Consider the following 25,168-nt stretch of genomic DNA (forward strand, 5'->3'; position numbering starts at 1 on the left):
CCGAAACGATAGATATGAATCAGTTACGGGCCTGTTATGAGATGTAATGGAGAAGTGATAGTTGGAAGCTGGGACATCAACCTAAGTTAATGTCCCAGCTTTCCCTTACTTATTTACCGCCTGCATCCAAATAAGCCTGCACTTGCTTGAGCACTTCCGCACGTACCGTCTCTAGTCCGGAATCGCGCATTTGTTTGTTTAAGCTTTGGGCCATTTCCAGCCAGTTTTTCTCGTATCCTACCTTGAGAATTTGCTCGACCTCATCAAATTTAGGCTTGATTTTGGCAAGCTCTGTCGCCACCGGCTTGGAATCGAAGATAAAGCCCGAAAGCGCAATTTGGAAGTAGTTTTTGTTATCCAGCGCATACTGCAAATAGTTCATCGTAGCCGGGTCCTGATCCGAGTTCAGCCTCGACAAGCTCGGATTCCAGGTAAGCTCATACGGCTGGAACTGGTATTTCGTCGTATTTGCCGTTGTTTTGTAGCCATTGTCGCCATCGGCTACCCAGTGCTCGCCCTCAATGCCAAGCTCGAATAAATCATGGTTGGCCTTGCTGCTGAACAGCCAATCAAAAAACTTCATCGTGCGATCAATATTTTTCGAGCTTGCCGGAATAACGACGCTGTTGTTCGCGCGGAAATCCGTACGAATCGCACCTGGCTTCATATTGCGAACATCGTCGCTCTCATACACGAACGGCTCGATATCCAGCCCTGTGCCGTATGCCTCTTGCAGCTTTTGCCGATCTCTTGAAATGCCGCCAATCGTGCCTTCTCCAGCGCCGCCCTTATCTGAGACGACACCCGTTGCTGGAGCTAGAGCATCCTTGTTAATGTACTTGCTCCAGTCCACTCGCTTCTGGAAGTGGCCGTAAATCGAAGCATGCGTATTGAACGGCGCAGGGAAGCTCGCAAATTCCGAATCCGGATCACCCAATGTTGCGGCGCCGATTACCTTCTTGCCATCCTCCGACAAAGCGACGCTGAAAGGGATGCCTCCGGTAAAGGAATCACTTCCAATCGCAGCTAGGCGAATATCGGTCCGCCCATTCTCGGATGGCGTGAACAGCTTATGAAAGCCTCGGCCTCCCAAGGCGAGTGGCGTATAGTCCGGCTTCTTTTCTTGAACCTGCTGAAGATAAACTTCTAATTCCTCCAACGTCGTGACCTTGCCGAGACCCAATTCCTCGCGAATATCTTTGCGGATACTGATGACGTTAAGATCGGTATAGTAGTACGTAAGCGGAATCGTATAAAGATGGCCATTAATTTTGTTGGCTTCAACAAACTCCGCAGGGAATGCCGCTTTCAGTCCAGGATATTCATCATTGTTAAAATATTGATCAAGCTCTGCATAATAGCCCAGGCTGACATGATTGTACAAATTCATCCACCCCGCATCGAACATGACGTCAACGGCTTCGCCTGTCGACATCTTCAATTGCATTTTTTGCCGATGATCCTGAGGCGTATTGTATTCGAATTCAAGCTTCGTGTTGATTGAATCCTTGCTCACTTCCTCGAACCTTGCGAGAACCTTGTCTAAATCCGCAGGCTTATCGCCAAATAGCATAAACTTCAAGGTCACCGGATCAAGTGCTGCCGCATCTGGGCTGCTCGTCCCTGCCGCCTCACTGCTGCTTGGAGAAGACTGCCCACCCGTATTGCCGTTATTACCATTATTGCCGGTGTTTCCACTGCATGCCGCCATTAAAAATAGCACCATAACCAGCGTTGCCGCGATAAACATTTTTGCTTTCATTGTTCTTCCTCCCTTTTTTGTGCTGCTGAATCTATCTGCATCTATCTAAAATCATCCTGCGATGAGATTAGCCTTTAACTGAGCCAACGAGCAGCCCTTTTACAAAATATTTTTGCAAAAACGGATAGAGGAATATGATCGGACCGATGGTCACGACTGTCGTTGCGAGCCTTGAGGTCAAGGTCGGGACAATATAGCCCGGAGCCGTTACGCCTGAAGCAAGATTGTTGGCAAATGCCGCATTATCCAAAATCCGTTTGATCAAATATTGCAGCGGAAACAAATCTTCATTTGAGATGTAAAGCATCGCCTCAAACCATTTGTTCCAAAAGGCAAGTGCATAGAAAAGGCTGATCGTCGCAATAGCCGGCAAGGAGATCGGAATCATAATGCGGAACATAATATAAACATCATTGGCCCCGTCAATTTTGGCCGATTCGCCAATCGATTCATCAATGGAATTGAAGAAATTACGCATGAGGAACATATTCCATGGGTTAATAAGGGCGGGAATAATCAGCACCCAGATCGTATCCTTAAGCCCTAAATATTTGGAAATCAGCAGGTATGTAGCTACCAGACCGCCATGAAAAAGCATCGTAAAAAAGACATAAAAGTTAATCGAATTCCGATATCTGAGCGATTTAACAGACAGCGGATAAGCTAGCGCACAGGTCACAATCATCGCTAATACCGTTCCGACGACCGTCACAAAAATCGTAACGCCATAGGATTTATAAATGGTGCTGTCCTTAAGCAGGAGCTTATAAGCTTCCAGGGAAAATTCCTTAGGAAGCAGCGTAAATCCGTTTCTAATGATGGAGCCCTCCGTGGATAATGAACCGCTAATGACGGTCATAAACGGAATCAGGCATACGAGAGCAAACACCGTAATTCCGACATACATGAGCGATAGGAGCAGCCGGTCTCCAGCGCTTTCTTTTATCATGCTACGCCACACCTTTACTGATAGTTTTATTAGAAGAGCGCCGAATCAGGCGAAAATTTCCGTGCCAATTGGTTTACCGTTACGACCAGCACGAAGCCAACGATGGATTGAATGAGGCCGACGGAGGCAGCCATGCTCACATTGCCCAAATCCACCAGCGCCCGATACACATAGGTGTCGATGACGTCGGTTGTCGGATAGAGCAGCGCATTTTTTCCTACAATCGCATAAATCATGCCGAAATCCCCGTAGAAAATGTTCCCCATGGCAAGCAGCAGCAGCAGCATAACCGTTGGCTTCACCATCGGCAGCGTAATATGGCGGATCTTTCCCCAGCGCGTGGCGCCGTCCATGGAAGCCGCTTCATAAATTTCCGGATTAATGCCCGATATCGTCGCCAGATACACGATGGAGCCAAAGCCTGCGGCATGCCACAGCTTGATGATGACGAGAATAAGCGGCCAATACGCAGCCGTGTTATAGAAGGCAAAGCCTTCTAAGCCAAAATCCCTCAGAATTTGATTAATCAGCCCCTCTTTGTACAAAAGGAACGAGGTAGCAAAGGTCGCGACCACCGTCCAGGACAAAAAGTTCGGCAGGGTCACAATCGTTTGGGCGATCCGTTTAAAATATTTCCCCTTCAGCTCCGAGAAGATGATGGCGATGATTAATGAAGCAAGCGTGCCGAAGCCGATAAATAGGAAATTTAGAAACAGCGTATTAAAGACAACACGATATACGTCGCTGGATTCCAGAAAAAACTGAAAGTTTTTAAAGCCAACGAATTCGCTTTTCAAAATGCCCTTTACCGGATTGTAATTTTGAAAGGCAATGACTATCCCGAACATCGGCAAATAGGAAAAGACAAACAGCAGCAGAATGCCGGGCAGTGTTAACAAATACAGCAAGTGATTTTTGCGAATCTCCTTAAAAAAAGAGGGCTTCTTGTTCAGTGTGATTTGCTTTATTGCTTGGTCTTGACGCGCTATGGAATTTTCCATGCTGAACCTCCTTTATCTGATTATTGACTATAGAAGTTGAACGATTAATTAGCATGAGGACGCTGGTCGTCACTGCGAGAAAGGTTGGACTTCCGGCCGCTGTTGTTTTCTGATTTCTTGATTTTATTCCTTGTTTAGGTTGAAATAAGAAAACAAAGGATGATGCTTACGAAGCTGCGTTCTTACAGAACGCTTTAGGCGGACGCTAAGCTGATGCTTGCGAAGTGGCTTTCCTACGGAAAGCTGTGGCTCTCTCCAGTTCCAACCTTTCTCTCCGATTCTCCCTTGCCCCATCGCTTGATTTCGTTCAACTTATATAAGCTCCAACTGGCTCCTTTATTATTTCGTTTCGGGCTGTTTGAGGCTAGAATTCAATCTAGGGAAAACCATGTTTATTACCATTTTTGGACTATCTAATCTCACTTTTTCTATCTAAAACGCACAAAAAAGGGCCGCCCCCGCCGTCATGAAATGACTTTGTGGGCTAGCCCTTATCTAGTGGCCTCCGCTATCGATATAAGCCTGTACCTGTTTTATAAACTCTGCCCGGATCTTCTCCAGTCCCAGCCTGCGAAGCTCGGCATTCAGCTTGCTTGCCTCTGCTCGCCAGTTCGGCTCAAGTCCGGCCTGCGTAATGAGATTAAAAGCATCAAAGCGCGGCTGCACTTTTGCGATTTCAATTTTCACCGGCTCGGGATTAAAGGTAAAGCCGCTTAAGGCTACCCGATAATAAGAATCCTCGCTCGCCTGATATTGCAAATATTGCAGCGTCTGCTCGTCATGATCAGCATTCAGCCGGGACAATAACGGATTAAGCGTCAATTCGTAGGCGGGAAACAAATAATCCTTCGCATAAGGCGTCATCTCATACATATGGTCGCCCTTCTGGTTCCAGTGCAGCCCTTCAATACCTAGCTCGAATAGATCATGATTGGCCTCACTCTCGTACAGCCAATTTATAAATTCCATCGACTCCTCCTTATGCCTGGAAAAGATCGGGATGACGATATTATTCCACGCTTTATAGGAGGTTCCTATCGCCTTCGGCTGCATCGTGCGGGCCGCATCATTATAAACAAAAACCTCTAGATCCGCTCCCGGCACGGCTGCTTTCAGCCGCTGCTTGATTTTTGAAATGCCGCTTATGGCCCCTTCTCCCGCAGCCGCTTTCCCCGTAACGACCAGATCCTCTACATTGCTCAGCACATCCCTCGGAATGAAACGGCTGAATTCCACCCTCTTATCATTGTGGCTGTAGAAATAATCGGATTGATTAAACGGCGCAGGCAGCTTGGCGTAGTCCGTTTCTGGATCCCCTATTGTTGTTGCGCCTAGAACCTGCTTGCCGTCGTCAGACAAAACTAAATTAAATTCGACGCCCGTCCCATAAATAACATAAGGCACCGCTCGAAATCGGGTTTGCTTATCGTTAAAATTATAAAACATATCAAAAAAGCCGCGATTGCCAATTCCGAACGGAATGATTTCCGGATTGTTTTGCTCAACCTTTTCCAAAAAGACTTGGAACTGTTCCATATTTTGAATAGGAGGCAGCCCATATTTCTCGCGTAAATCCTTCCGAATGAAAATCGTGCCAAAATCCGCATAATTGCTCGTCAAAGGTATCGTATACAGACGGCCATTGATCCGATTAGCATCCAAAACCGCTTGCGGGAACGCCTGCTTCAAGCCCGGGTACTTCTCATTCTGAAAATAATCATCCAAGGGCTGGTAGTAGCCTTGTCCAATGTTTTGCTCCAAATTCATCCACGACGCATCGAACAGCATATCTATCTGCTCGCCTGCAGCCATTTTCAATTTCATTTTCTGATTGTAGGTATCGGCCATGTCCCATGAAATGTCCAGCTTGATGTGAAGGGTATCTTTCGTTAAACGCTCGAATTCCGCCAAAATTTTGTCCATATCGGCTGGCTCGCTTCCAAAGAACATCACCTTTAAGGTGACAGGATCACTCGCTTCCTCTCCTTGCTTTGTCGCCGCACTCTTTAAGCTTTTGGCAGAGCTTCCTTGGCAGCCCGCTGCAAGAAGAAGACAGGCCAACACGAGTATAAGACCTGATCTATAATTGGATAAGTGACTTGCCATCACGACTAATCCCCCCATTCCATGCGAAATAAATAGCTGCATCAGCCCTCTTGCGTTTGGATATCCTTCAATTTATCGATTAATTGGTATTCCTTGCGAAAATGAATCGGCGACTTTCCGGTATACTTTTTAAACGCCGCATAAAAATGATTTTTACTAGTCAAACCGATCATTTCACATATCGTTCCTGCCAAATGATCCGTTTCCAGTAACAGCTGCTTCGCCTTCTCAAAACGATAATCGGTCACATATTGGGTAATGGATTTGCCTGTGTGATCTTTAAATATTTTGCGGGCATAATTGGTAGATAAGCCTACTTGCTCCGCCAATCCCTCCACCGACAAATTCGGATTCGTGTATTCCTGTTGAATGAGATCCGTTATGATCAAAACGACCTTCACGTTTTTTTGCGATGAATTTTGATCTCTCCGCTCCATGATTTGCTCGCATACCGCCTGAAACTCCACTTCCATTTGTTCAATCGTTTCTTGCTTTCTTATTTTCTCAGGCAGGGCAGAGATGCCATTGTACATTAAATCCTCTTCATTCAGCATGCCTTTGAAAATTCGGATCATGCTTCCGCAAAGCTGGGACAGGAAAAACATAATTTCATCATACGGATAACCTTTTAATTCTTGAAAAAAATCGCCAATCGCCTGCTCGAGCTTCTCCCGCTCTCCCATCTTCAGGCTATCCGTTATCGCTTTCTCGAAAGCGATTGGGTATTCATGCTCCTGCTGCTCATTAGCGCGAATATCCTCTGATGTGATGAAAGCATGATGACCGTAAATCAAACGATAACGAGACGCATGGTAGGTCAAATTCCAGGAATGCGGAATTTCTTCTATCGTATGAACGACGCTGCCAACCGCAGCCGTCACACTGATTTTCAAATAAGAGGAAATGCTAGCCTGAACATCCTGAATCATTTTCAAAATAGCCTGCTGCGTAATCTCGCTCTCGGCTGACCAATGCAGCAGCATAACGATGCCATCATCCTGATCGTCAAACACGGCCGCTTGAAGCTGGCCTGCAATAATTTCCTCGGCAATATTCGCCGCAGCATATTTTATTAAGGACACATCCATTAAATCCATTCGTCCAAAATGCTGCTCGTAATTATCCAAGCGCAGCATGCAAACTTGAAATTGGTCGCCCTTAAACCGAATGCCCAGCTCTGACAGCTGCTTGTCATGTACATGCGGAACGTACCCGCCTTTCACGACGAAGGTCAGCAGCTCCTTTCTTCTCGCAGGCTTATAACCCGAAATATTATGCTGTAAATCGCTCACTTTGCTTTCCAAATGTTGAAAGGACTTTGTTAAAAACTCATATTCATTAAGCTGTGCGCCCTCACGCAGCTCTCCGAGAGAGGAGCCCATTCGTTTAATCAGCCGATGTATCGGGGTGTAGATTAAGCGAATGGAGAACAGCACCGTCAGCGCCGCAATCGCGATAAAAATAAAGGTCAGCCACACAATAAATTGCTTTAATTTATCTACCTTCGTGAGCAGGCTGTTTATTTCTGCCATGCCAATGAAGCTCCAGCCCAAAGAATCCGCTTTCATATATGAAATCAGATAGCTTTTGCCATCAATCTCTTCCCGCAATTCGCCTTTGCCGAACTTCGATTGAATCACTTTCTTAATATGCGCCTCGCTCCCCCAATTTTGGTTGATTAGACTCGGATCAGAATGAGAGATAACGGTTCCTTCTTCATTAATGATCATCGATTGAAGGGATTCATTGCCGATGCCCTTGGTGACTAGATTTTGCAGCGTCTGCTGGTCCAGATTTACAACAAACGTACTGTCCACGATTTCTTTGGTCGCATATTTGGAATAAACGAGCGAGATCAGGTTTTTGTCTATTTTCAGATCCGATTTTAAGGCGGTCAAATGGCGCGGTATAAAAATGCCCAGCTTGGACGTATTCGTATTTTTAATGATTTGGGTCATATCTTGATCATAAAAATCGTCTACGGTTTGCAGCATCGTCTCCGATGAGAAAACGGCATCATTTTCAAAATTATAAATATATATCGATTCAATTAAGGGGTTGGCCGCTTTTAAATCAATTAAATATTGATTAATTCGGTAGCTGTCCAAAACGGAAAACTGTTCCCCGTACAACCCATTAATGATATGCTCATTGCCAATATAGACGGATGAAAAATAATTATAGGTCGATGAAAGCAGCACATTCGCCGTATTAAAGGATTGATTGTTCATCGTCTCCACCGAGTCGAAAATATCATCGGTCAAATTCCCGGTCACTTTATCGACGACAAGAAATGAAAAAATACCGATTAATATAAAACTGACGATTAAATAAGAGAAGATCATTTTTAACAACAACTTGCGCTGCTGCACGAATTGCTTAATACCCCACATTGATTTCTTGCCCCCCTGCTTGCTCGATTCCAAAACTACGAATAATAATGATGATATCATGCACAGATAAGAGAAGGAACAAGTAGAGGGATGATCTTGAGGCCAGATCAGCCATGAATTTTAAAGAAAACTATGCAGGATGATGATATTGGCTGAATTAGTACTGCGTTATACAAGCTTATGCTTGTGAACTCTATTAACCATTTCTGAAGATGCAAACATAATGCTAAACAGGATCAGCAAAATAATGGGTACCATGAACATACCGAATTGGCTTGCAATGATCCCCATTAATAATGGAATCAGAGTTGAACCCGTATAAGCGCTTGCCATTTCAAGTCCAATTACACTCGGAGAAGCTTTTTCCCCAAATCGTTCCGGTGTTGCATGAACAATACTAGGATAGATGGGTGCGCCACCTAGCCCTACTACAAACAAAGCTCCTGCAGCAACCACATATGGAACCGGTAAAATAAGAACCAGCAGTCCCGCACAGCCAATTAACCCACCGTATCTTATAAGGCTTTTACTTGATACATAAGTCGAGAGAAATCCTGAAAAGATACGTCCTATTATGATGCCAATATAAAATAAGGAGGACAGAGCCGCTGCTTTCCCAGGAGAAATCCCTTTACTAGCTATAAAAAAGGACGCCATCCACAGACCTGCGGCTGTTTCCGATCCATTGTAACAAAGCATCGAAACCATGGACATTTTAACACCACGGATTCGCAAAGCCTCTCTGTTACTGACTGCTTTCTTCTCAGCGTCAATTCCTGGCTTTTTATTATCCAATATTCTCCACAAAGGCAGTGATGCCAATAATATTACCACTATAACAGTAAGTAATATCGCTATCGTAACGTATCCTGCACGCCAGTCACTTCCATTATCAAGCGAAAATGACATAACAATAGGTCCCGACATGGCTCCAACTCCCCAGAAGCAATGCAGCCAGCTCATATGCTTGGCTTTGAAATGCAGCGCTACATAGTTACTTAATGCTGCATCTACAGAACCGGCGCCTAATCCCAAAGGAATCGCAAGGAAGATAAAGAATAAAAACTCGTTTGATAAAGAAAATCCAAATAAGGCGATCGTTGTGGATAGGATGCTGAATAAAGTTACCTTACCTGTGCCAAATCTATGCAATAATCTGCTTGCAAATAAACTGGATATAACCGTACAAAATGAGATCACTAACGATATATAACCTGCCATTTCTGTTCTGGCACCAATATCGAGTTTCATAACTGACCAAGCACTGCCTAGCAAGGCGTCTGGCAATCCAAGCCCTATAAATGCGAGATAAATAATAATTAGCAGTAACGTAACCATCGTTGCTCTCCCCCTTTCTAATATGCTACAATCAAAAATTATAAACTTTAAAGCAACTTTAAAGTCAATAACTTAAGAAAAGGAAATAAGCTATGGAACCATTTATAAAGATCAGCGATGTTTCGGAAGCTCTCGGTGTGCCTACATCCACATTGAGGTTTTGGGATAAAGAGGGCCTGATTCGCTTTGAACGCAACGACGATAACAACTACCGGAATTTTTCATACCAAACAATGCTCGATATATGTGATATTATTTTTTTCAGAAGTCTTGAGCTCCCCCTATCTACAATTAAAAACATCAACACCAAGAGCGCCGATGATTTAAACTTATTATTGCGAGAAACAAAAACAGAATTGCAACAGAAAATCGCCTATTTGCAGCAAGTGACCGAACGAATCGAAGCAAGAGAGACAAAGCTGGAAAAATATCAGCATATGCAAGCTCAACCACTACGCGTAATAAAAGCTAAGCTATCACCAGTCCGCTCTTTTAATTTTCAGGATAAAGAAATGGTGCAGTTGTATTTGGATGACCCTGGTCTATCGGCAGATATACTTGCTGCTCCTTTTAATGATTCGATGGTCTGCGGCATGTTTGTAGATTCGGAGGTAAAAAATATTATACGCGAAGGTGACGGTGAAGAAAGAAATTATTTGCATGGATTGCTCTGGATGAACCGCGACAAACAAATGAATGCAGAGGATTTTTGGAGCACTTCACAACGCTTGGGGTACAAGCCCGGTCAGATTATTTGCAAATATCTTGTTTCAACCAAGGAAGAAGGACAAGAACTGCGTAATTTTTTCGAAGCATGGCTAGAGATTGATTAATTAGTTTCCCTCTTGCCCGCATTACAGTCGTGCTACTCATGAGACGTGTATAGGAAGCAGAAAGCCGCTCCATTAGAGAGCGGCTTTCTGCATTTGATAACCTTTGACAACCTTGCGGATTCATTCGTATTCTATGTTTATAAACCGCCAATCGTCATAATCGTCGTGTCATATGGAGCTAATTCAAGCGTTTGTTGTCCATATTCCGTATCAATGGTCGTGCTTTGAAGCTGATCGCTGTTGTTAATGACAACGAGTATTTTACTTTCCGGATAATAAGCACACTCGGTATATAAGTTATCCGTCATGTATTTCGTTTCATTCAGCTCATTGCCAGCATAGCGGATCAGGTTCAGCAGCAATCGGGTATTTTCCAAGCTGAATTCGAACGAAGAAAGGTAGATTCCCTTTCCTTTGCCAAAAGCATGCGTAGACAGCGTGATTTGTCCATCCGTTTCATGCGCAACCGCAGCTGACCCGTCGGTAAGATAGATGCCCTTCTTAGCTGCAATGCTTGCCCCAACAGGCACCAGTCCGTGCTCGTCACGAGCCTCGTAAGTCCATTTGCCATGAACGACTCGGGCACCGGTATCCTCATCCACACCGAGAATATGGGCCATTCTAAAAAAGCTGTCATACCCTTCAACCGCCGAAGGCTGGTTAACTCCGATAAACGAACCACCCTCATACACCCATTTGGTCAGCATGTCCACGCATTTGCTGTCGTTCCAGTGCGTTCCGCCGCTCCATGCTGAACCAGCCGAACCGGCATTGATCACCACATCATAATTTTGCAGCTGTCCCTGACGGATATCCTCAAAATCGATGAATCCTACCTCAACCGGCAAGCCAGATAGCGCCTCATTAATATGAATCAAATCATGCATATAGGTCTCATGAAAATGGCCGGACAGCGTCCACGATCTCAGCTTGCCCCAGCTGTGCAAAACAGCAACCCTCGTCTTGATCTGGTGCGGCTTGCCTTGCTGATGCAGCTCCTTGATCTCCCTGAATTCATTGGCAATCTTCTCGATATAATCGCAGAAATCCGGGTACGGCTCAACCAGATGCAGGTAGCCGCCCAGACCGATCCGATCAATCGGCTCTCTCAGCAGGGCCCGGCGGATGTTGATCCAGTACTTTTTGGCATCCAGCGTAGGGTCGCCGCCCTCCATAAAGGTTGGCAGTCCGCCTAATCCGACCGGGAACAAATAAGGATGCAGCCGGATTTCATGCGTGTCCACCTTTATCCCGGAACACATCCGTGCTTCATAGCCCGAGAATACGCATTTGATCATGCCGTCGAAGCCAAACTCCTGAAAGCGGTCATTATAAGGCTCCATGCCTACCCAGCTGTCATCATAGAAGACGTACGCCAGCTTGCCGTGCTTATGCACAATGTCAATCAGCTGTTTACTAAAGCCGATGACAAAATCATTAATAAAAGCCATCCAGTCTAGCTTGCGCTGCTCCGCCGGAATATGACTGACGCGATATTTGCCGCCATTTACAAAATCCTCGGCCGTCAGCGAATAGCCGTACTTCTTGGCAAACAGATCAAGCGCTTTGGCACTCACCGTGAAATCATAGGAGCCCCAATCCGAGAACAGATGGCGGTTGCGCTCACTGCTGCCCCAGATCCAGGCAAAATTATAAAATAAGGAGGTGAACCGGACGACCGTCGTTTCCTTATGCTCGGCACACCAGTTTTCCATCCAATCGAGCATGTACGCCTGCGTTTCCGAATACATCGGATCAATCTGCATCAGATGCTCTTTGCTCCAGTTATTCGTGGTGTGATTGTACATGGAGATTTCTTCCCAGATCCGGTAGGCCATGAAGCTGACCGTGTATTTATGCCAAGGCACAATGCCGGTAAGCACCACATTCCCCGATTCACGGTCATAATTCCACTGTTCTCTCGGAACCTCTTCGCCGGTCGTCCGGTCAACAATCTGCCAATATTTAAACGCCTCTTTGGAGTCATTGACTCTGAACTGCTCAGCGAAAAAGTCCTCCATCAAATAAACGGATAAATAATCCTGCACCGCTACCTTCGGATTCGTAATTAAAAAACATTGCTGCAGCTTATCCAGATTTTGCGATGCCCACTCATTATGGTCTCTAACGATACAGATTGTAGAATAAATACCGTAGCCTGCGTTAATAATCTCATCGGACAGCTTCGTACCGTCACTGTCACGGATGACATCAGCGCCCCAGCGCTCCGCTAATTCCAGCGTCAGCGCCTCATAACCAGCTTCACCTGGCAGGGTAAAGGCCCCTGTCGTTTTTTTCGACAAATGGATTCCCTCCTATTTAAGCATATCGGATAGAAAAGCGAGTGCTAAGCCTTGTCCCCAGCCCTGAATCCAGTCTTTTGGAATGTTGCGGTACCCTTCCCGGTCCTTCATGACTGCCGTTCCGCCAGATACAGCCAGTACCCGCCCATCCTCGCTTATATTTTCCATAATGCCTTTGAGCGCTTTCTGTACATATTTGGTGTGCAGCGGATTGCCGTTATTGATCATCGCCGCCGCAATTCCGCTGGACGCAGATACCTCCTCATAGGATTCTACGTCATCGAGCAAGGTCCGCCACAGGCCGTTCTCTGTCTGCACAAGCTTCAGTGCGGCCAACTGATCTCGCAGCGAGCACTCCACGTCCATGCACTGCGGATACAAATACCATTCCTTAAGCAGCGGCTTAACCTGCGACATCGTATAAGCGCCCCAGGCATTTGCTCTCGCCCAGTAAAACCCGGACATGTGATCCTGCTTTACATTATTGTAGCCATGGTACCAGAGCCCGGTGCTAGGATTTTGCAGGTATTTAATATGCCAGTAATATTGATTCAGAGCATCCTGAATCATGGCCTGGTCCTGCAGCTTGCTTCCTACCCGCAGCAGGAAAAAGGCCGCCATAAACAGCGTATCCGCCCAAGCCTGCTCGGGAAAATCATTGGATACAGATACGGTATGCTGCAAAACATTGTCTCCGAATCTCAGCGCACTATTTTGAAGATAATCCACCTTGCTCATCACAATGTCCCAATACTTCTGATTGCCAGTCTCTTCATACAACGTAATGAGCACATGACCCATCGCACAGGTGTTGACCGTCCAGCTCGGCAGGCCCAGCTCGATATATTCATCCGCCCAACCGATAAGCGCATCCAGGTACTCTTTATTTCCTGTTGCCTGGTAAGCTCTGGATACACCGTAATAAGCGACTCCACAAGGCCAGTCCCATGTTAAGTCCATGGCTAGCGTTTTTCTCGTAACTTTGTCGATAACGCTTAAGATCTCTTCCCTGTCATAAGTAATTTGAAGCATTATAAATCCCCCTCTTCTTCGCACATGACTCCCAAAGTCGCTTGAGAGCCATCCGACTGATTGTAAACGCTTTATAATCTCTATTGTAAGCAGTAAAATGGTCTGTATCTAAGCATATTCACAGAAAAAATGTGCAATTTCGATCATTTATTTTTGTTTATTCATTGAATTCGGCAGTACTTTCACCTATAATCAACTCAAATTAACGTAATGGAAACGGGGGTGTAGAAGATGCCTAGAAAAAAGAAGCCCATTATCGAATACCGCCACTACAGCTTGCCTATAAGCTTCCCTGTCCTACTGTTAAGCGGGGAACGCTGGCGGATTTCGGATATCAAAAGCGAGCATCTTCATTTCCACAACCATTTGGAAATCGGCATCTGCTATTCAGATAGCGGCAGCATGGAAATTAAAGGAGAAACGGTCCCTTTCAAGGCAGGCGATGTGACCTTCCTTCCCAGATATCTTCCCCACACGACGTATAGCTCGCCTTGTACAGCCAGCCTGTGGTCCTATCTCTTTTTTTCACCTGAGGATCTATTTCAGTCTTCCTTTAAAAGCGCTTACACCAGCTTTGAGCCTAACCTGTGGAGGATGCAGGGAAAGAACTGTATTTTAAATAAGGAGCACTATCCCAAGGTTTATTCCCTTGCTACGTCAATTGTAGAGGAACTGAAGCAGCAGAAGCCCTATTATCAGGAAAGCGCCTACGGCTTGCTGTTATCCCTCTACATAGAGCTCATTAGAATTCATTCCACGAATGAAATGCTGCCAGAACAAGAAGCGGAGCATATTTTGAAGAGCGATTTTGTCATCTCTCCAGCACTGGAATATATAACGACTAACTATATGACCCCTATTACCATCGATTTTCTAGCCGGGCTATGCCACTTAAGCACCACCCATTTCCGCAGAAAATTTCATGAAATGATGGGCAGCGCCCCACTGGATTTTCTGAACAGCACCCGAATCGAGGAGGCCTGCAAGCAGCTGAAAAGCTCTGACGGTTCCATTCTCTCGATTTCCGAGCAGGTCGGCTTTCATTCCATTTCCAGCTTTAATCGCAGCTTCTCCAAGCTTATGGGAGTATCCCCAAAAGAATGGCGCAAAGAGGCTAAATCCGAAGCACAATCGGCAAAGGCGTCGATTTTGGAGTTTACGGGATGGGTTTAAGGGCGGGGAATCACGGTCGGGACCCAGGCAACATGTAGTCATAATCGATGGACTGCTGGCGGACAAGGAGAAGGACAAGCAGCATCTTCACAATAAGGAGGACATTTATGGATATTCCCAGAGGCACCTACGGCTTTCGGTTTGCCGAAGATAAAGAGCTGCAATTGTGCGTATTATATGCAGCCGGATATGACGCTATCACCGATCCCGCTTACTGCTGGGACGGCATGGAGCGGAATGATGGTCCTCTTCTGTTGTTCCAATACACCATCTCTGGTGAAGGCGTGTTTGAGTCGGAAAACCGGACTTACCGGGTTACTGCGAGGCAAGCTTTTCTCGCTGAAATTCCCGGACCTCACCGTTATTACTACCATCCGGATTCGAAAGAGCCTTGGCAATTCCTGTTTCTACTGTTCCGGCCCAACCTGATTTTGCCCCATTGGCGCAAATTCCTGCGTGCTGCAGGGGAAGTCCCCCAATTGCCCGCAGACTGTGCGCCAGTCCGGCTGTCGCGGATGATTGTCGCTGATGCGGGAGCAGGAAGAATCACAGATCCGCTGATTGCTTCGTCCTGTGTCTATCAGTTCGTGACAGAGCTCGCCAGAATGCAGGTAACCACGCTGCGGGACAGGGCAAACTGGTCAATGAATATAAGGCTTGCAGCCGAATTTATCGAGCATAACTATTCCCGGATGGTCAGTATGGATCAGCTTTCCGAGCATGTCTCCCTATCCAAATATCATCTGATCCGCCGCTTCTCGGCTAGTACGGGCCTGACACCCGGCGCTTATTTGACCCGCGTGCGTACGGAGAAGGCGATGGAGCTCCTGCGGGGAACCAGCCTGAGCATTGAAGCGATCGCCGAACGGATTGGCTACTCCAGCGGGAGCTATTTCATTAAGGCGTTCCGCAGCCTGACTGGGCTTACACCGGGAGAATTTCGGAGCGGAAGCGAAAGCCTAAGCTACCAAAGGCTGTTTTTCGATTAACCGCAATATAGTGCTATCGAGCTTGCAAGATTACTATAGATATCGCCAATCTCCTTTATTATGATGGATTTATAAAGAGCAATAATTAATTAGTAAAGGAGCCTTACCATGAATCATAAGCATATAGCACCAACTCCGCCGCTTGGCTGGAACAGCTGGGATTGCTACGGCGCTGCCGTAACAGAAGACGAAATCCGCGGCAATGCGGAGTATATGGCAGAGCATCTCAAAGACTTCGGCTGGAGCTACATTACCGTCGATATTCAATGGTACGAGCCCTTTGCGAATTCCTCACAATACCGTCCATTCGTTCCGCTGGTGATGGATGAGCATTCCCGGCTGATGCCTGCCGAGAACCGTTTCCCTTCCGCAGCGGGCGGTCAGGGCTTCAAGCCCTTAGCCGATTATGTTCATAGTCTTGGACTGCAATTCGGCATTCATATTATGCGCGGCATTCCGCGGCAAGCCGCTCACGCTGCAGCCCCTATCCTAGGCACAGCTGCGACAGCTCGCGATATTGCGCATACGAACTCCATCTGTCCATGGAATACGGATATGTACGGCGTAGATGCGTCTAAGGAAGGGGCTCAGGCCTACTACGATTCTCTCTTTCAATTGTATGCAGAGTGGGGTGTCGACCTCATAAAGGTAGACGATATCGCTGCTTCCAGACTATATGACACCCACCAGCCTGAGATAGCTCTAATCTCCAAGGCGATTGAGCGCTGCGGCCGGCCTATGGTGCTGAGCCTTTCTCCTGGCCCTGCTCCGGTGGAATACGCGGAGTTCTTCACCGAGCATGCCAACATGTGGCGGGTAACAGACGACTTCTGGGATCTGTGGCCGCTGCTTCTGGATATGTTCGACCGCTGCCGGAAATGGCAAGGCGTTCCGGAGGCTGGCAGTTGGCCAGACTGTGACATGCTGCCCCTCGGACACATTGGCATCCGCTCGGTGGATGGCGGCGGGGCAGACCGCTGGACCCGGTTCACGCGCGATGAGCAGCTGACAATGATGTCGCTTTGGAGCATTTTCCGCTCACCACTGATCTTCGGCGGTGAACTGCGTGACAACGACGACTGGACGCTTTCGCTGCTTACCAACCGCGAGGTTATGCGCATGCACCGGGAGAGCTTTAATGCCAAGGAAGCGCTCTGTCAGGGTGATCTTATCGTCTGGACAGCCGAACACGTCGACGGCGGCCGATATGCAGCCGTATTCAACGTTGGCGATAACCCGCTGCCCTTGAGTCTGGCCATTGAGCAAATCGGCCTGACCAGCGTTTCTGGAGGTACAGAGCTGTGGAGCGGAGAGCCAGCCGAGTTACAAGTGGGCTCACTGCAGGCCACTGTGCCTCCACACGGCGTACGCCTCTATCGATTCGTCTAAGCGTTCAACAACAAAACAACAGAATGAGATCCGCTGTCATAAGCTGGATCTCATTTTATTTCTCTTTTTTACTCCATTAAATTATCGCATTCATCATCTTCGTTCGGGCGAACGCGGATCCCCACTGGTATCTGAAATGGTTGTAGTAATGAATATAACGTTTAATCTCACACTCTAATTCAGCCATGGATTTGAAATTCCTGCTCTTCACGTGATCCTTCATATGGCCGAAAAAAGATTCCTGTGGGGCGTTATCCCAGCAATTCCCTCGTCTAGACATGGATTGTCCTAGTCCTTTATCTTTCAATAACTTTTGGTAGGTGGGGCTCGTGTAATGGCTGCCAGGTAGGTAATATCAGTTAGCAAGACGAGACCTGGAATCCCCCTCTTAAAGTCTCTTTGTAACGTGTTCGCAGGCGTGCGGTGTTGAGGCGTGCAAGTCGTTTCTCAGCGCTTTTAAGGTAATTGTAGTACCCTGAACGAGACACGCCTAGCATTTTACAGAAGAAACGGGTCATTCGTTCTTGACCCTGTTTTAGCGCGTTTTGGATAAGCTAAACACTTTTTTTGAAGTGTCCAGTGTATGGGTACCAGATTATCCAAATCCATGGACGACGTGTCTTTTTTCGGTACTCATTGATATCTTTTATTTTATTTCATTCATAAATCCTCTGAAATTTTCCGCGATTTCTTTGGATCGGGTATAATGCAAATAGTGCTCTCCTTCAAATGTCATCACTTTTCCATGTACCGAATTTTTAATTTGCTCCTCATGAAGAGGTATCCAATTTTCCGTTTCGGTATCATTTGCTTGTAAAAAGAAAATAACAGGAAGATCTTTGGGGAAGAACAGGTTCTCAGTTGCTTTGAAATTAGGACCGAAATTTTCGCCTTCATTCAGGTTGTTCGGATTAAACGTATTTTTGAGTGAAAGTATTCTAATTTGTTCTCTGGTTTCATCATCAACGTCGGGTGCAAGCAGTTGGTCAGGGGCCAGTTTCATTAACAAGCGGTAGAACCCTGATTTTTTAAGCAGTTTATACGTTTCAGTCGGGAATGGATCATCCGTACCGCCTTGCGTTGGAACGCTGCTTTCAATCCCGACAAAGGCACTTACTTCGTTTGGATATTTGTTCACATAATCCAGTCCGTAAATCCCTGAAATAGAGTGACCCATGAGCGTGTAACGATGAATATCAAGTTGCTGTAAAGCTTCATGAACTTCACTAACCATATTTTCAGTGGTACGCTCTTTTTCAGTTATGTCACTTAATCCATAACCGAAAGGCTCAATGACGACGACTTTGTAAAATGGAGATAGCTCATCGATTAGCGGTTTAAAATCAAGGGCCGGGGCTGGCGTTCCATATCCAGGAAGTAATACCACCGTTTCATCGCCTTTTCCTTGAATCAACACATTCATGTTTTTCCCGTCAACCGCTACAAACTGGCCATAGGGTTTTATTTTCCCTTCCTCCGATTTGTTGCTAAATACATTAATAATAAAAACAGTGGCAATAGTTAATGCAAAAACTATAACTATGGCTCCGAATATTTTGAGCAAAATGATTAATATTTTTTTCATCATGATGGTTGTCTCCTGTTGAGTTTGTTTGTTGTACAGCTGTTTGGACATTCATTATTTTTACTTCTTCAATGAAATTTCAAATTTGGAGCCAGCCTCACCTGCAAATACAATGCGGCCATTTTCTGGTAAGACAACCTCATTCTTACCGCTGACCACAGTGTGATTAATACAAATACCCGTCTGGTCATATACAGCAAAGGCGCCATTTGCAGGCATTTTCACTGTCATGACTTTTCCTTTCACAGTCGTTGGTACCGAAAACCATTTGGCATATCCATCTGCTTGAATGGTTGTTGCGGATTGTTTACCCGAATAGATGGGTTTCACCATTTCCTCACTGGCGTATACAAAACCTGAAAATGTAAGATACTCTCCTCCGTTCTTTTTGGAGAAATGAATGTCCATCGTATCTCGTCCGGCAGTACCCGGAATCTGCAATTGATTGGCTGCTTCGTTGGCTCCAATAATTTTATTATTGGACATATACCCTGGATTCTCTTTATTCATATGAATAGGCAGGATCGATGTAGCATTAAGATAGAGCATTGATGTGTATTTCTCATTCACCAGATAATATTTTTTACCATCGCGCTTTGCCCATGCAGCGTTAATCTCCTTGGGTAATGTATTGGCTTTGAGCTTCTCCGCATTATATTCTGAGAAAGCCACCTGTCCGAGTCCTGGAATGGAGATATAAGATCGAGACCACAGGTAGGTATTCCCATTTTTCTCCACAACGAATTTCAACTTTTCTGTACCATCATCACTCACAAAAGTACCATCTGATGTATAGGTGTATTCTTGAACCGGATTACTTGGAGCCGTGAGAGAGGAGACCGTCATTTGTCCAGCCTTATTTATTTTGATCTTCCTAACTAAATTATTGCCACCATATATCCCTGCAAACTTGGAGATTTCTTTAGGCATATCAGCCTTCACAGGTACACCAAATGATTTTTCCGGTTTCCGTTCTTTAATAATGCCCTTTTCTTCAAGTGCGCTAAGTAATAACTCACTCGCAACGAATTGATTGGTTATGCTTGCTCCGCCTGAAGAGATCACGGCTGCAGCCATGTTGTATTCCGGAAGTATGACGAGTGAAGATTGATAAGATAACGTAGCTCCAACTTTCATAACAGCCTGAATGCCGTATTCGTTGAATGGGAACAAGTTCACACTATCCCACCCCAACCCGTAAGACATCAGCGTATCGCTATCCTCTTGCCACATGCCTCTTTTATATTCTTCCTGCGCCATAGCTTTTACAGACTTACTGGAAAGAATGCCATTGACCTCTCCCGTGAAGATTCGTGAAAATTTCACCAGATCTTCAGCGGTGGAATACAGACCTCCAGTACCGAGGACATTATAATTCTCTTTTGGAAGTTGTCCCTCATAAAAAGGGGAATAGATTCCCGCCATTTCTGCCGGATTAACCACATCCTGTGGTGTTTTGGTATGGTTCATATCCAAAGGCTCCGTGAAATACTTGTGTATAAATGCGGTATAGTCGAGGCCGCTCACTCTTTCAACCAGAATCTCGGCTAACGTAAAGCCATCGTTGCTGTAGACCGAGTATGCACCGGGATCTGCCTTCAGGTTTTGATCCGCCAATTGATCGAGAAACGTATCATGTGAATACGTGTCATTATCTCCGTACAATGTGGCACTGCTGGTTGAGGTGCCCAGAAGACCAGAGGAATGATTCAGCAACATACGGGGTGTAATCTGTTTGTATCGGCTATCTTTCATTTTAAAGTCAGGGATATATTTCATAACAGGCACATCCAAATCGATCTTGCCTTCGTCAACCAGCTTCATTACAGCGGCTGTAACCATCATTTTACTGGTTGAACCAATGCCATAGATCGTGTTCGTAGTAAGAGGTACCTTGTCGTTTAGATCGTTCTTCCCCGTTTGACCGGACACCATAATCTCTCCACCATCAATGAGCGCATATTGCAGACTCGTCGTACCGTAAGTCTCAGTCAGTAATTTGGCTTTTTCGATTGACGTTTTCTTCGTTGTCTCATAAGTAAGGCTACTGTTGTTATCTATGGCAGCCGGTGCAGCCATTGCAGACATTGGAGCAAGTATCGTCAGCATGAGAGTCACAGCAGCTATAATATTCCTTTTTCTTGCTGTCCTCATACTCATCTTCATTTTTGTTTCCTCTCTTGGTTTCACTCTAGCATCTACCCCTGTCTTCATCATTGTGTTTGGCCACCTTGACGGGGCGCTAAAGACAGTATAACCAACCAAGATGTCCCCCTAATGACTACAATATGAACGGAGGATGAACAGGCCAAAAAAGTTTGCATCATCACATGCAAGAAGGTTGATACATGGTATCGTAGCCTAGAGAAGGCATGAAATCCAATCACCCTGCAGGTGTTGTGATTGGCAAGATGACTATGAAGGTCGTTCCTCGTCCGTAATCGCTCTCCACCCGGATGTCCCCTTGATGAAGCGATACGATCTGCTTTACAATAGCCAGCCCCATACCACTGCCTTCATATTTCTGGCTGTGGGAACGATCAGCTTTAAAGAAGCGGTCAAATATACGCTTTTGGTCTTCCGGGAGAATACCAATACCCGAATCGGATATGCGGACTGTCACGTTCTTGATATTCTGTTTCATCCTGACGCTAATTCGGGCACCATCTTTGGAAAATTTGATACCATTGCCGAGGATATTGATCCACACCTGATTTAACTGGTCATGATCGGCCGTGATTTTGGTGGGCTGCAAATCAAGATCGAATTGAATATTGCGGGCTGACCATTGGGGTTGAATAGCGACGATTACTCGTCTGATCTGTTCATCCAGACTGAGCGTGGCGAGCCGCATTTGCAATGACTGAGATTCAAGCAAACTCAGCTTTAGCAGACTATCACTTATTTTGGACATTCGTGCAGTTTCAGTAATGATAATATCGAGATAATCGCTTCGTTCGTCATCCGGGAGGTCTACCTGCTTGAGCGCTATAGCAAAACCGGAAATGGAAGTGAGCGGAGACTGAACTTCATGGGACACGTTTGCTACGAATTCCCTGCGCATCTGCTCAAGCTGCTGTAGATCGTGCATCATTTCTTCGAAGCTGCGAGCCAAAGTACCTATCTCACCCTTTTGTTTAATATTAAGCTTGACGTTGAAATCTCCAGCAGCTATAAGCCGGGTCGCTTCTGTCAGCTTTTTGATCGGTCTCACCAAAAACATAGCCGCAATTAGGATCAATAAGCTGCCTGCTATTAACGAACAAATCACAAAAGTTACAACAAACTTGATGAGAAATAAGGTGGAAGAGGAAGTGAGGGGCTCTACAAACATTGCTCTGCTTCCCATTTCAGTTTTTATCGGCAATCCCAAGAAAATCGTATCGATCCCGTTGACTTGGACCCTTCCCCCATCCAGCACTTTCTTCACTTGTTCCGTAGTCACTGGGAAAGGATGTTGTCCTTTAAGTTCTCCGTAGGATTGGAATTGATCCGTTGCTTTATAGATTCGAATGTGGTAAGAATTGAGTTGCTTCATTTCACTTATAAACAATTCTGCTTCATGTAACGGCAATGTCTCGTAGATGCGGACGATATCCTGACCAAAGTCAAGCAAGGTGATTTGCAGGTTTTCGTTTAATTTATCTTGAAATATCCAGGTTGCAGCAAAAAAAGCAATGATTGTACCCCCGATCACGGAGAACAGAAAGGTCAGGACTACGCGTGTATATAAGGAACCGATCACTCCTGCACCTCAAGCCGGTAGCCAAGTCCGCGCACCGTTTCGATACGAAAATCGGAGATAGCCGCGAAACGTTCGCGTAGGCGTTTAATATGCACGTCTATCGTTCGATCATCGCCAGTATAATTAATCCCCCAAACTTGATCGATTAATTGCTCCCGCGTATAGACTTGTCCCGGTAATCCAGCAAGTTTATACAATAATTCGAACTCCTTAAGCGGCAAGGTGAACGATTCTGTACCTCTCATGACCTTATAAGTCTGCCGGTTCAGAATGACGTTGCCTAACTGGATGGTCTGCGTTAAACCTATACGATATCTTTTCAACAGTGCCTTGACGCGAGCCATCAACTCAAGCGGATCGAATGGCTTCGTCAAATAGTCATCTGTCCCGAGTTGGAATGCTTGTACTTTCTCCCAGGTTTCGCTTCTTGCCGTCAACATTAATAACGGAAGATCAGGATTGGCTCTTCGAAGTTCCTCGCATAATGCCCAACCGTCCATGACCGGCATCATAATATCAAGAATGACCAAATCAACTGGCGTGGAGGTATAGATGTCCAGTGCTTCCTTTCCGTCTGCAGCATTGATAGTTGCAAATCCGTCGTTGCGCAAAAATAAACAGACGAGTTTGCGAATGTTCGCATCGTCGTCAGCAACCAATATCGTAGGCATCGATTCCACTCTCCTAAAAAAGAATAATTCTTCGGTTGTGCAAGAGCGAAGAATGTCTAAATTATGCTAACTCTTTGGCTGAAATCATGCAACAGTGTTGATGTGAGAAATGATCCCATTAAGTTGTTTTTGGCCTGCCCAGTCGCAGCCCAGATCGCATCCACGGCAGTGTGTCGGTCACTTATGTGAAACCAGAAGCCCCTAAAGACAATTAAAAGCTACTCAATGCCATGCTTTGAGTAGCTCGTACAGATTCACCGTGGCGTGATTTACCAGAATATTACGACATCTGATCTTCGGTGCCATCCTCTTAACTTATTTCGTGTCATCTTCTACAAGTTCTCTAGCGCTTACTTCTATGGGATTCAATATATAAAAAATCCAGTTCTTCTGTTAAATCGTTTGTCGTTCTTTTTGCTGGAAATTTATCTTTCATTTTTTCATCATTTTGATAAACTGCTTTTCGTAATAATTTGGATTTCTCCATCAAGATCTCTTGGAGTGATTTCTGATTGAATCGTGCCTTCGTGTGTGTCGTGTCCACACTAATGGCGCTACTTTTTATAATTTCTTTTTCTAATGCGATTTTCACTGTTTTTTGAATGAGCATATCAAGCAGATTAGTATCCTTCAAACGAAGTTTCCGAAACCTTGTTAATGAACTCGGATTGATTACCCCATCTTCTGGAGCCATATCCAAAAAATATTTAAAGGACAAGTCATATTTGGATCGTTCTACGATATCCACATCTGATAAATCAAAAATCGATTTTAGTAATAAATATTTGAACATACGAATGGGAGGTACTGCATTTCGACCGTTATCGAGGCAATATTTATTCTGTAACTCTTCTTGGACAAAAGAAAAATCAACAAGGTTATTCATTTGACGTAGCATTTTATCTTTAGGGACTGCTATATCTCAGATACTCGATTTAATCCTCTTCGTTCAGTTGAACGCGGATGACAATATTCTGATCGTGATTGCCAAATCCCGAGCCATAGAGCGTCAGGCCTCCTACATGAACAGCATGCTCATCAACGGCGAAGCGAAGCGTCCAGAACGGCTCCTGCAGCTTAAGATCCGAGAGGGTCACATCCGACATACGCTCCTCATCTATAAATGTGCCCGCTTTGTCGATTCGAATCGTCTTGAGCAGCCCATATTGATTCACATTTCGATGCCACCATTCAGGTGTAAGCCTTCCCCTCGCCGCTCTTCCAAAGTCAGCCGGGCTAGTCCAGGTGCCTAAGGAGATGCCGTTGAACGTGAATACAATATCCGAAGGCCAATGATCCCTTAAGCCTGGCGCCTCCGAGGCAAGCTCCATCGATATTTCAATAGCAGCTGCGGTTTGATTGGCAAGCAGATAGTTTGGCATTTTATATTCAACATAGCCCCAGCCAAACCACAGTATGGCGGCATGAACCCGCTCGGGATCAAGAAAATATCGCGGGTCGTCCCATATCCCAATCTCCTTCTCCAGCGTGCCAAGCCCGCAAGTAGGGTGGATTTCAAAAGCCGTGTAATGACCGACTGGAATGCTTTGCTCCCTGACCCTCGCTGACTGGCTGGCGAACGGCAGCTCAATCTCGACGGCTTTCTGTTTGAGAAAACACATCTTGTGCGTCCCTCCGCCCAGCCGCACCCTATGACTGCCGATGAGCCCAGCTTGTTCGAGTTTGCGGATGTGCATGGTGACGATAGAGGGACTGAGCTCCAAGTGATTCGCAATATCTTTCACGTTCATTTCACGATTGGCAATGAGACTCATAATTTCCCATCTCACCTCACTGGCTAGCGCCTCATATAACGGCATGAACTTCGCTTCCCCGTTCGCTTTGATTATCATTCTAATCTCCTGACCATGTTTATTGAAATCATATATATATAAATTT

General features: G+C 45.6%; 17 protein-coding genes and 2 pseudogenes. 4 read left to right on the plus strand and 15 right to left on the minus strand.

The window, feature by feature from the left end; genetic code table 11:
- Positions 1–109 precede the first annotated feature (109 nt).
- The 6 genes from ABEW34_RS00075 to ABEW34_RS00100 form a co-directional block, all read right to left on the minus strand.
- A complete protein-coding gene (locus ABEW34_RS00075) occupies positions 110–1,762 on the minus strand; it encodes an extracellular solute-binding protein (protein ID WP_430153714.1) in 1,653 nt (550 codons plus the stop codon).
- A 67-nt stretch (positions 1,763–1,829) separates the two neighbouring features.
- The gene (locus ABEW34_RS00080) at positions 1,830–2,711 is read right to left on the minus strand and encodes a carbohydrate ABC transporter permease (protein ID WP_430153717.1); all 882 of its coding nucleotides are present in this window, start codon (positions 2,709–2,711) and stop codon (positions 1,830–1,832) included.
- Positions 2,712–2,740: 29 nt separating this feature from the next.
- Positions 2,741–3,712 carry an ABC transporter permease gene (locus tag ABEW34_RS00085; protein ID WP_430153718.1) on the minus strand — a complete coding sequence of 324 codons (972 nt, stop codon included), beginning with the start codon at positions 3,710–3,712 and terminating at the stop codon, positions 2,741–2,743.
- Positions 3,713–4,207: 495 nt separating this feature from the next.
- Complete coding sequence (locus tag ABEW34_RS00090) at positions 4,208–5,818, minus strand: extracellular solute-binding protein (protein WP_430153721.1); 1,611 nt, start codon at positions 5,816–5,818, stop codon at positions 4,208–4,210.
- Positions 5,819–5,859: 41 nt separating this feature from the next.
- Entirely contained in the window at positions 5,860–8,211 is a 2,352-nt protein-coding gene (locus ABEW34_RS00095) for an AraC family transcriptional regulator (protein ID WP_430153724.1), read from the minus strand.
- Positions 8,212–8,379: 168 nt separating this feature from the next.
- Positions 8,380–9,549: an MFS transporter gene (locus ABEW34_RS00100; RefSeq protein WP_430153726.1), complete on the minus strand. Its 1,170-nt coding sequence runs from the start codon at positions 9,547–9,549 to the stop codon at positions 8,380–8,382.
- A 92-nt stretch (positions 9,550–9,641) separates the two neighbouring features.
- Between ABEW34_RS00100 and ABEW34_RS00105 the strand changes: the two genes are divergently transcribed.
- The gene (locus ABEW34_RS00105) at positions 9,642–10,382 is read left to right on the plus strand and encodes a MerR family transcriptional regulator (protein ID WP_430153728.1); all 741 of its coding nucleotides are present in this window, start codon (positions 9,642–9,644) and stop codon (positions 10,380–10,382) included.
- A 137-nt stretch (positions 10,383–10,519) separates the two neighbouring features.
- On the opposite strand, the gene gnpA is transcribed toward ABEW34_RS00105, so the two are convergent.
- Positions 10,520–12,685 (minus strand): 1,3-beta-galactosyl-N-acetylhexosamine phosphorylase, encoded by a 2,166-nt coding sequence (gnpA, locus tag ABEW34_RS00110; RefSeq protein ID WP_430153730.1) that lies wholly within the window; start codon positions 12,683–12,685, stop codon positions 10,520–10,522.
- Between the two features lie 12 nt (positions 12,686–12,697).
- Positions 12,698–13,717 carry a glycoside hydrolase family 88/105 protein gene (locus tag ABEW34_RS00115; RefSeq protein WP_430153732.1) on the minus strand — a complete coding sequence of 340 codons (1,020 nt, stop codon included), beginning with the start codon at positions 13,715–13,717 and terminating at the stop codon, positions 12,698–12,700.
- Positions 13,718–13,948: 231 nt separating this feature from the next.
- On the opposite strand from ABEW34_RS00115, the gene ABEW34_RS00120 reads away from it, so the two are divergent.
- From ABEW34_RS00120 to ABEW34_RS00130, 3 genes are all read left to right on the plus strand, one after another.
- Positions 13,949–14,890, plus strand: coding sequence for a helix-turn-helix domain-containing protein (locus ABEW34_RS00120; protein ID WP_430153735.1), 942 nt, complete (start codon positions 13,949–13,951; stop codon positions 14,888–14,890).
- 107 nt (positions 14,891–14,997) lie between these two features.
- On the plus strand, positions 14,998–15,879 hold the full coding sequence (locus ABEW34_RS00125; RefSeq protein WP_430153738.1) for a helix-turn-helix domain-containing protein: 882 nt from the start codon (positions 14,998–15,000) through the stop codon (positions 15,877–15,879).
- A gap of 108 nt (positions 15,880–15,987) precedes the next feature.
- Positions 15,988–17,268, plus strand: coding sequence for a glycoside hydrolase family 27 protein (locus ABEW34_RS00130; protein ID WP_430153741.1), 1,281 nt, complete (start codon positions 15,988–15,990; stop codon positions 17,266–17,268).
- 76 nt (positions 17,269–17,344) lie between these two features.
- On the opposite strand, the pseudogene ABEW34_RS00135 reads toward ABEW34_RS00130, so the two are convergent.
- From ABEW34_RS00135 to ABEW34_RS00165, 7 genes and pseudogenes are all read right to left on the minus strand, one after another.
- Positions 17,345–17,611, minus strand: a pseudogene (locus ABEW34_RS00135) (integrase core domain-containing protein); the annotation flags it as partial.
- A gap of 303 nt (positions 17,612–17,914) precedes the next feature.
- Entirely contained in the window at positions 17,915–18,856 is a 942-nt protein-coding gene (locus ABEW34_RS00140) for an alpha/beta fold hydrolase (protein WP_430153744.1), read from the minus strand.
- Between the two features lie 57 nt (positions 18,857–18,913).
- A complete protein-coding gene (locus tag ABEW34_RS00145; RefSeq protein ID WP_430153819.1) occupies positions 18,914–21,013 on the minus strand; it encodes a serine hydrolase domain-containing protein in 2,100 nt (699 codons plus the stop codon).
- A 223-nt stretch (positions 21,014–21,236) separates the two neighbouring features.
- Entirely contained in the window at positions 21,237–22,598 is a 1,362-nt protein-coding gene (locus ABEW34_RS00150) for a sensor histidine kinase (protein ID WP_430153747.1), read from the minus strand.
- Entirely contained in the window at positions 22,595–23,269 is a 675-nt protein-coding gene (locus ABEW34_RS00155) for a response regulator transcription factor (RefSeq protein ID WP_430153750.1), read from the minus strand. The genes ABEW34_RS00150 and ABEW34_RS00155 overlap by 4 nt, the downstream gene beginning before the upstream one ends.
- A 376-nt stretch (positions 23,270–23,645) precedes the next feature.
- Positions 23,646–24,188: pseudogene (locus ABEW34_RS00160) on the minus strand (transposase); the annotation flags it as partial.
- Positions 24,189–24,204: 16 nt separating this feature from the next.
- On the minus strand, positions 24,205–25,119 hold the full coding sequence (locus tag ABEW34_RS00165; RefSeq protein WP_430153822.1) for an ArsR/SmtB family transcription factor: 915 nt from the start codon (positions 25,117–25,119) through the stop codon (positions 24,205–24,207).
- Positions 25,120–25,168 lie beyond the last annotated feature (49 nt).

Source organism: Paenibacillus algorifonticola, assembly GCF_050481745.1.
Lineage (GTDB): Bacteria > Bacillota > Bacilli > Paenibacillales > Paenibacillaceae > Pristimantibacillus > Pristimantibacillus algorifonticola_A.

Excerpts from the sequence above, each read along its gene's own strand:
- ABEW34_RS00075 (WP_430153714.1), bottom strand. The coding sequence starts at position 1,762 with ATGAAAGCAAAAATGTTTATCGCGGCAACGCTGGTTATGGTGCTATTT.
- ABEW34_RS00080 (WP_430153717.1), bottom strand. The coding sequence starts at position 2,711 with ATGATAAAAGAAAGCGCTGGAGACCGGCTGCTCCTATCGCTCATGTAT.
- ABEW34_RS00085 (WP_430153718.1), bottom strand. The coding sequence starts at position 3,712 with ATGGAAAATTCCATAGCGCGTCAAGACCAAGCAATAAAGCAAATCACA.
- ABEW34_RS00090 (WP_430153721.1), bottom strand. The coding sequence starts at position 5,818 with ATGGCAAGTCACTTATCCAATTATAGATCAGGTCTTATACTCGTGTTG.
- ABEW34_RS00095 (WP_430153724.1), bottom strand. The coding sequence starts at position 8,211 with ATGTGGGGTATTAAGCAATTCGTGCAGCAGCGCAAGTTGTTGTTAAAA.
- ABEW34_RS00100 (WP_430153726.1), bottom strand. The coding sequence starts at position 9,549 with ATGGTTACGTTACTGCTAATTATTATTTATCTCGCATTTATAGGGCTT.
- ABEW34_RS00105 (WP_430153728.1), top strand. The coding sequence starts at position 9,642 with ATGGAACCATTTATAAAGATCAGCGATGTTTCGGAAGCTCTCGGTGTG.
- ABEW34_RS00115 (WP_430153732.1), bottom strand. The coding sequence starts at position 13,717 with ATGCTTCAAATTACTTATGACAGGGAAGAGATCTTAAGCGTTATCGAC.
- ABEW34_RS00120 (WP_430153735.1), top strand. The coding sequence starts at position 13,949 with ATGCCTAGAAAAAAGAAGCCCATTATCGAATACCGCCACTACAGCTTG.
- ABEW34_RS00125 (WP_430153738.1), top strand. The coding sequence starts at position 14,998 with ATGGATATTCCCAGAGGCACCTACGGCTTTCGGTTTGCCGAAGATAAA.
- ABEW34_RS00130 (WP_430153741.1), top strand. The coding sequence starts at position 15,988 with ATGAATCATAAGCATATAGCACCAACTCCGCCGCTTGGCTGGAACAGC.
- ABEW34_RS00140 (WP_430153744.1), bottom strand. The coding sequence starts at position 18,856 with ATGATGAAAAAAATATTAATCATTTTGCTCAAAATATTCGGAGCCATA.
- ABEW34_RS00145 (WP_430153819.1), bottom strand. The coding sequence starts at position 21,013 with ATGAGTATGAGGACAGCAAGAAAAAGGAATATTATAGCTGCTGTGACT.
- ABEW34_RS00155 (WP_430153750.1), bottom strand. The coding sequence starts at position 23,269 with ATGCCTACGATATTGGTTGCTGACGACGATGCGAACATTCGCAAACTC.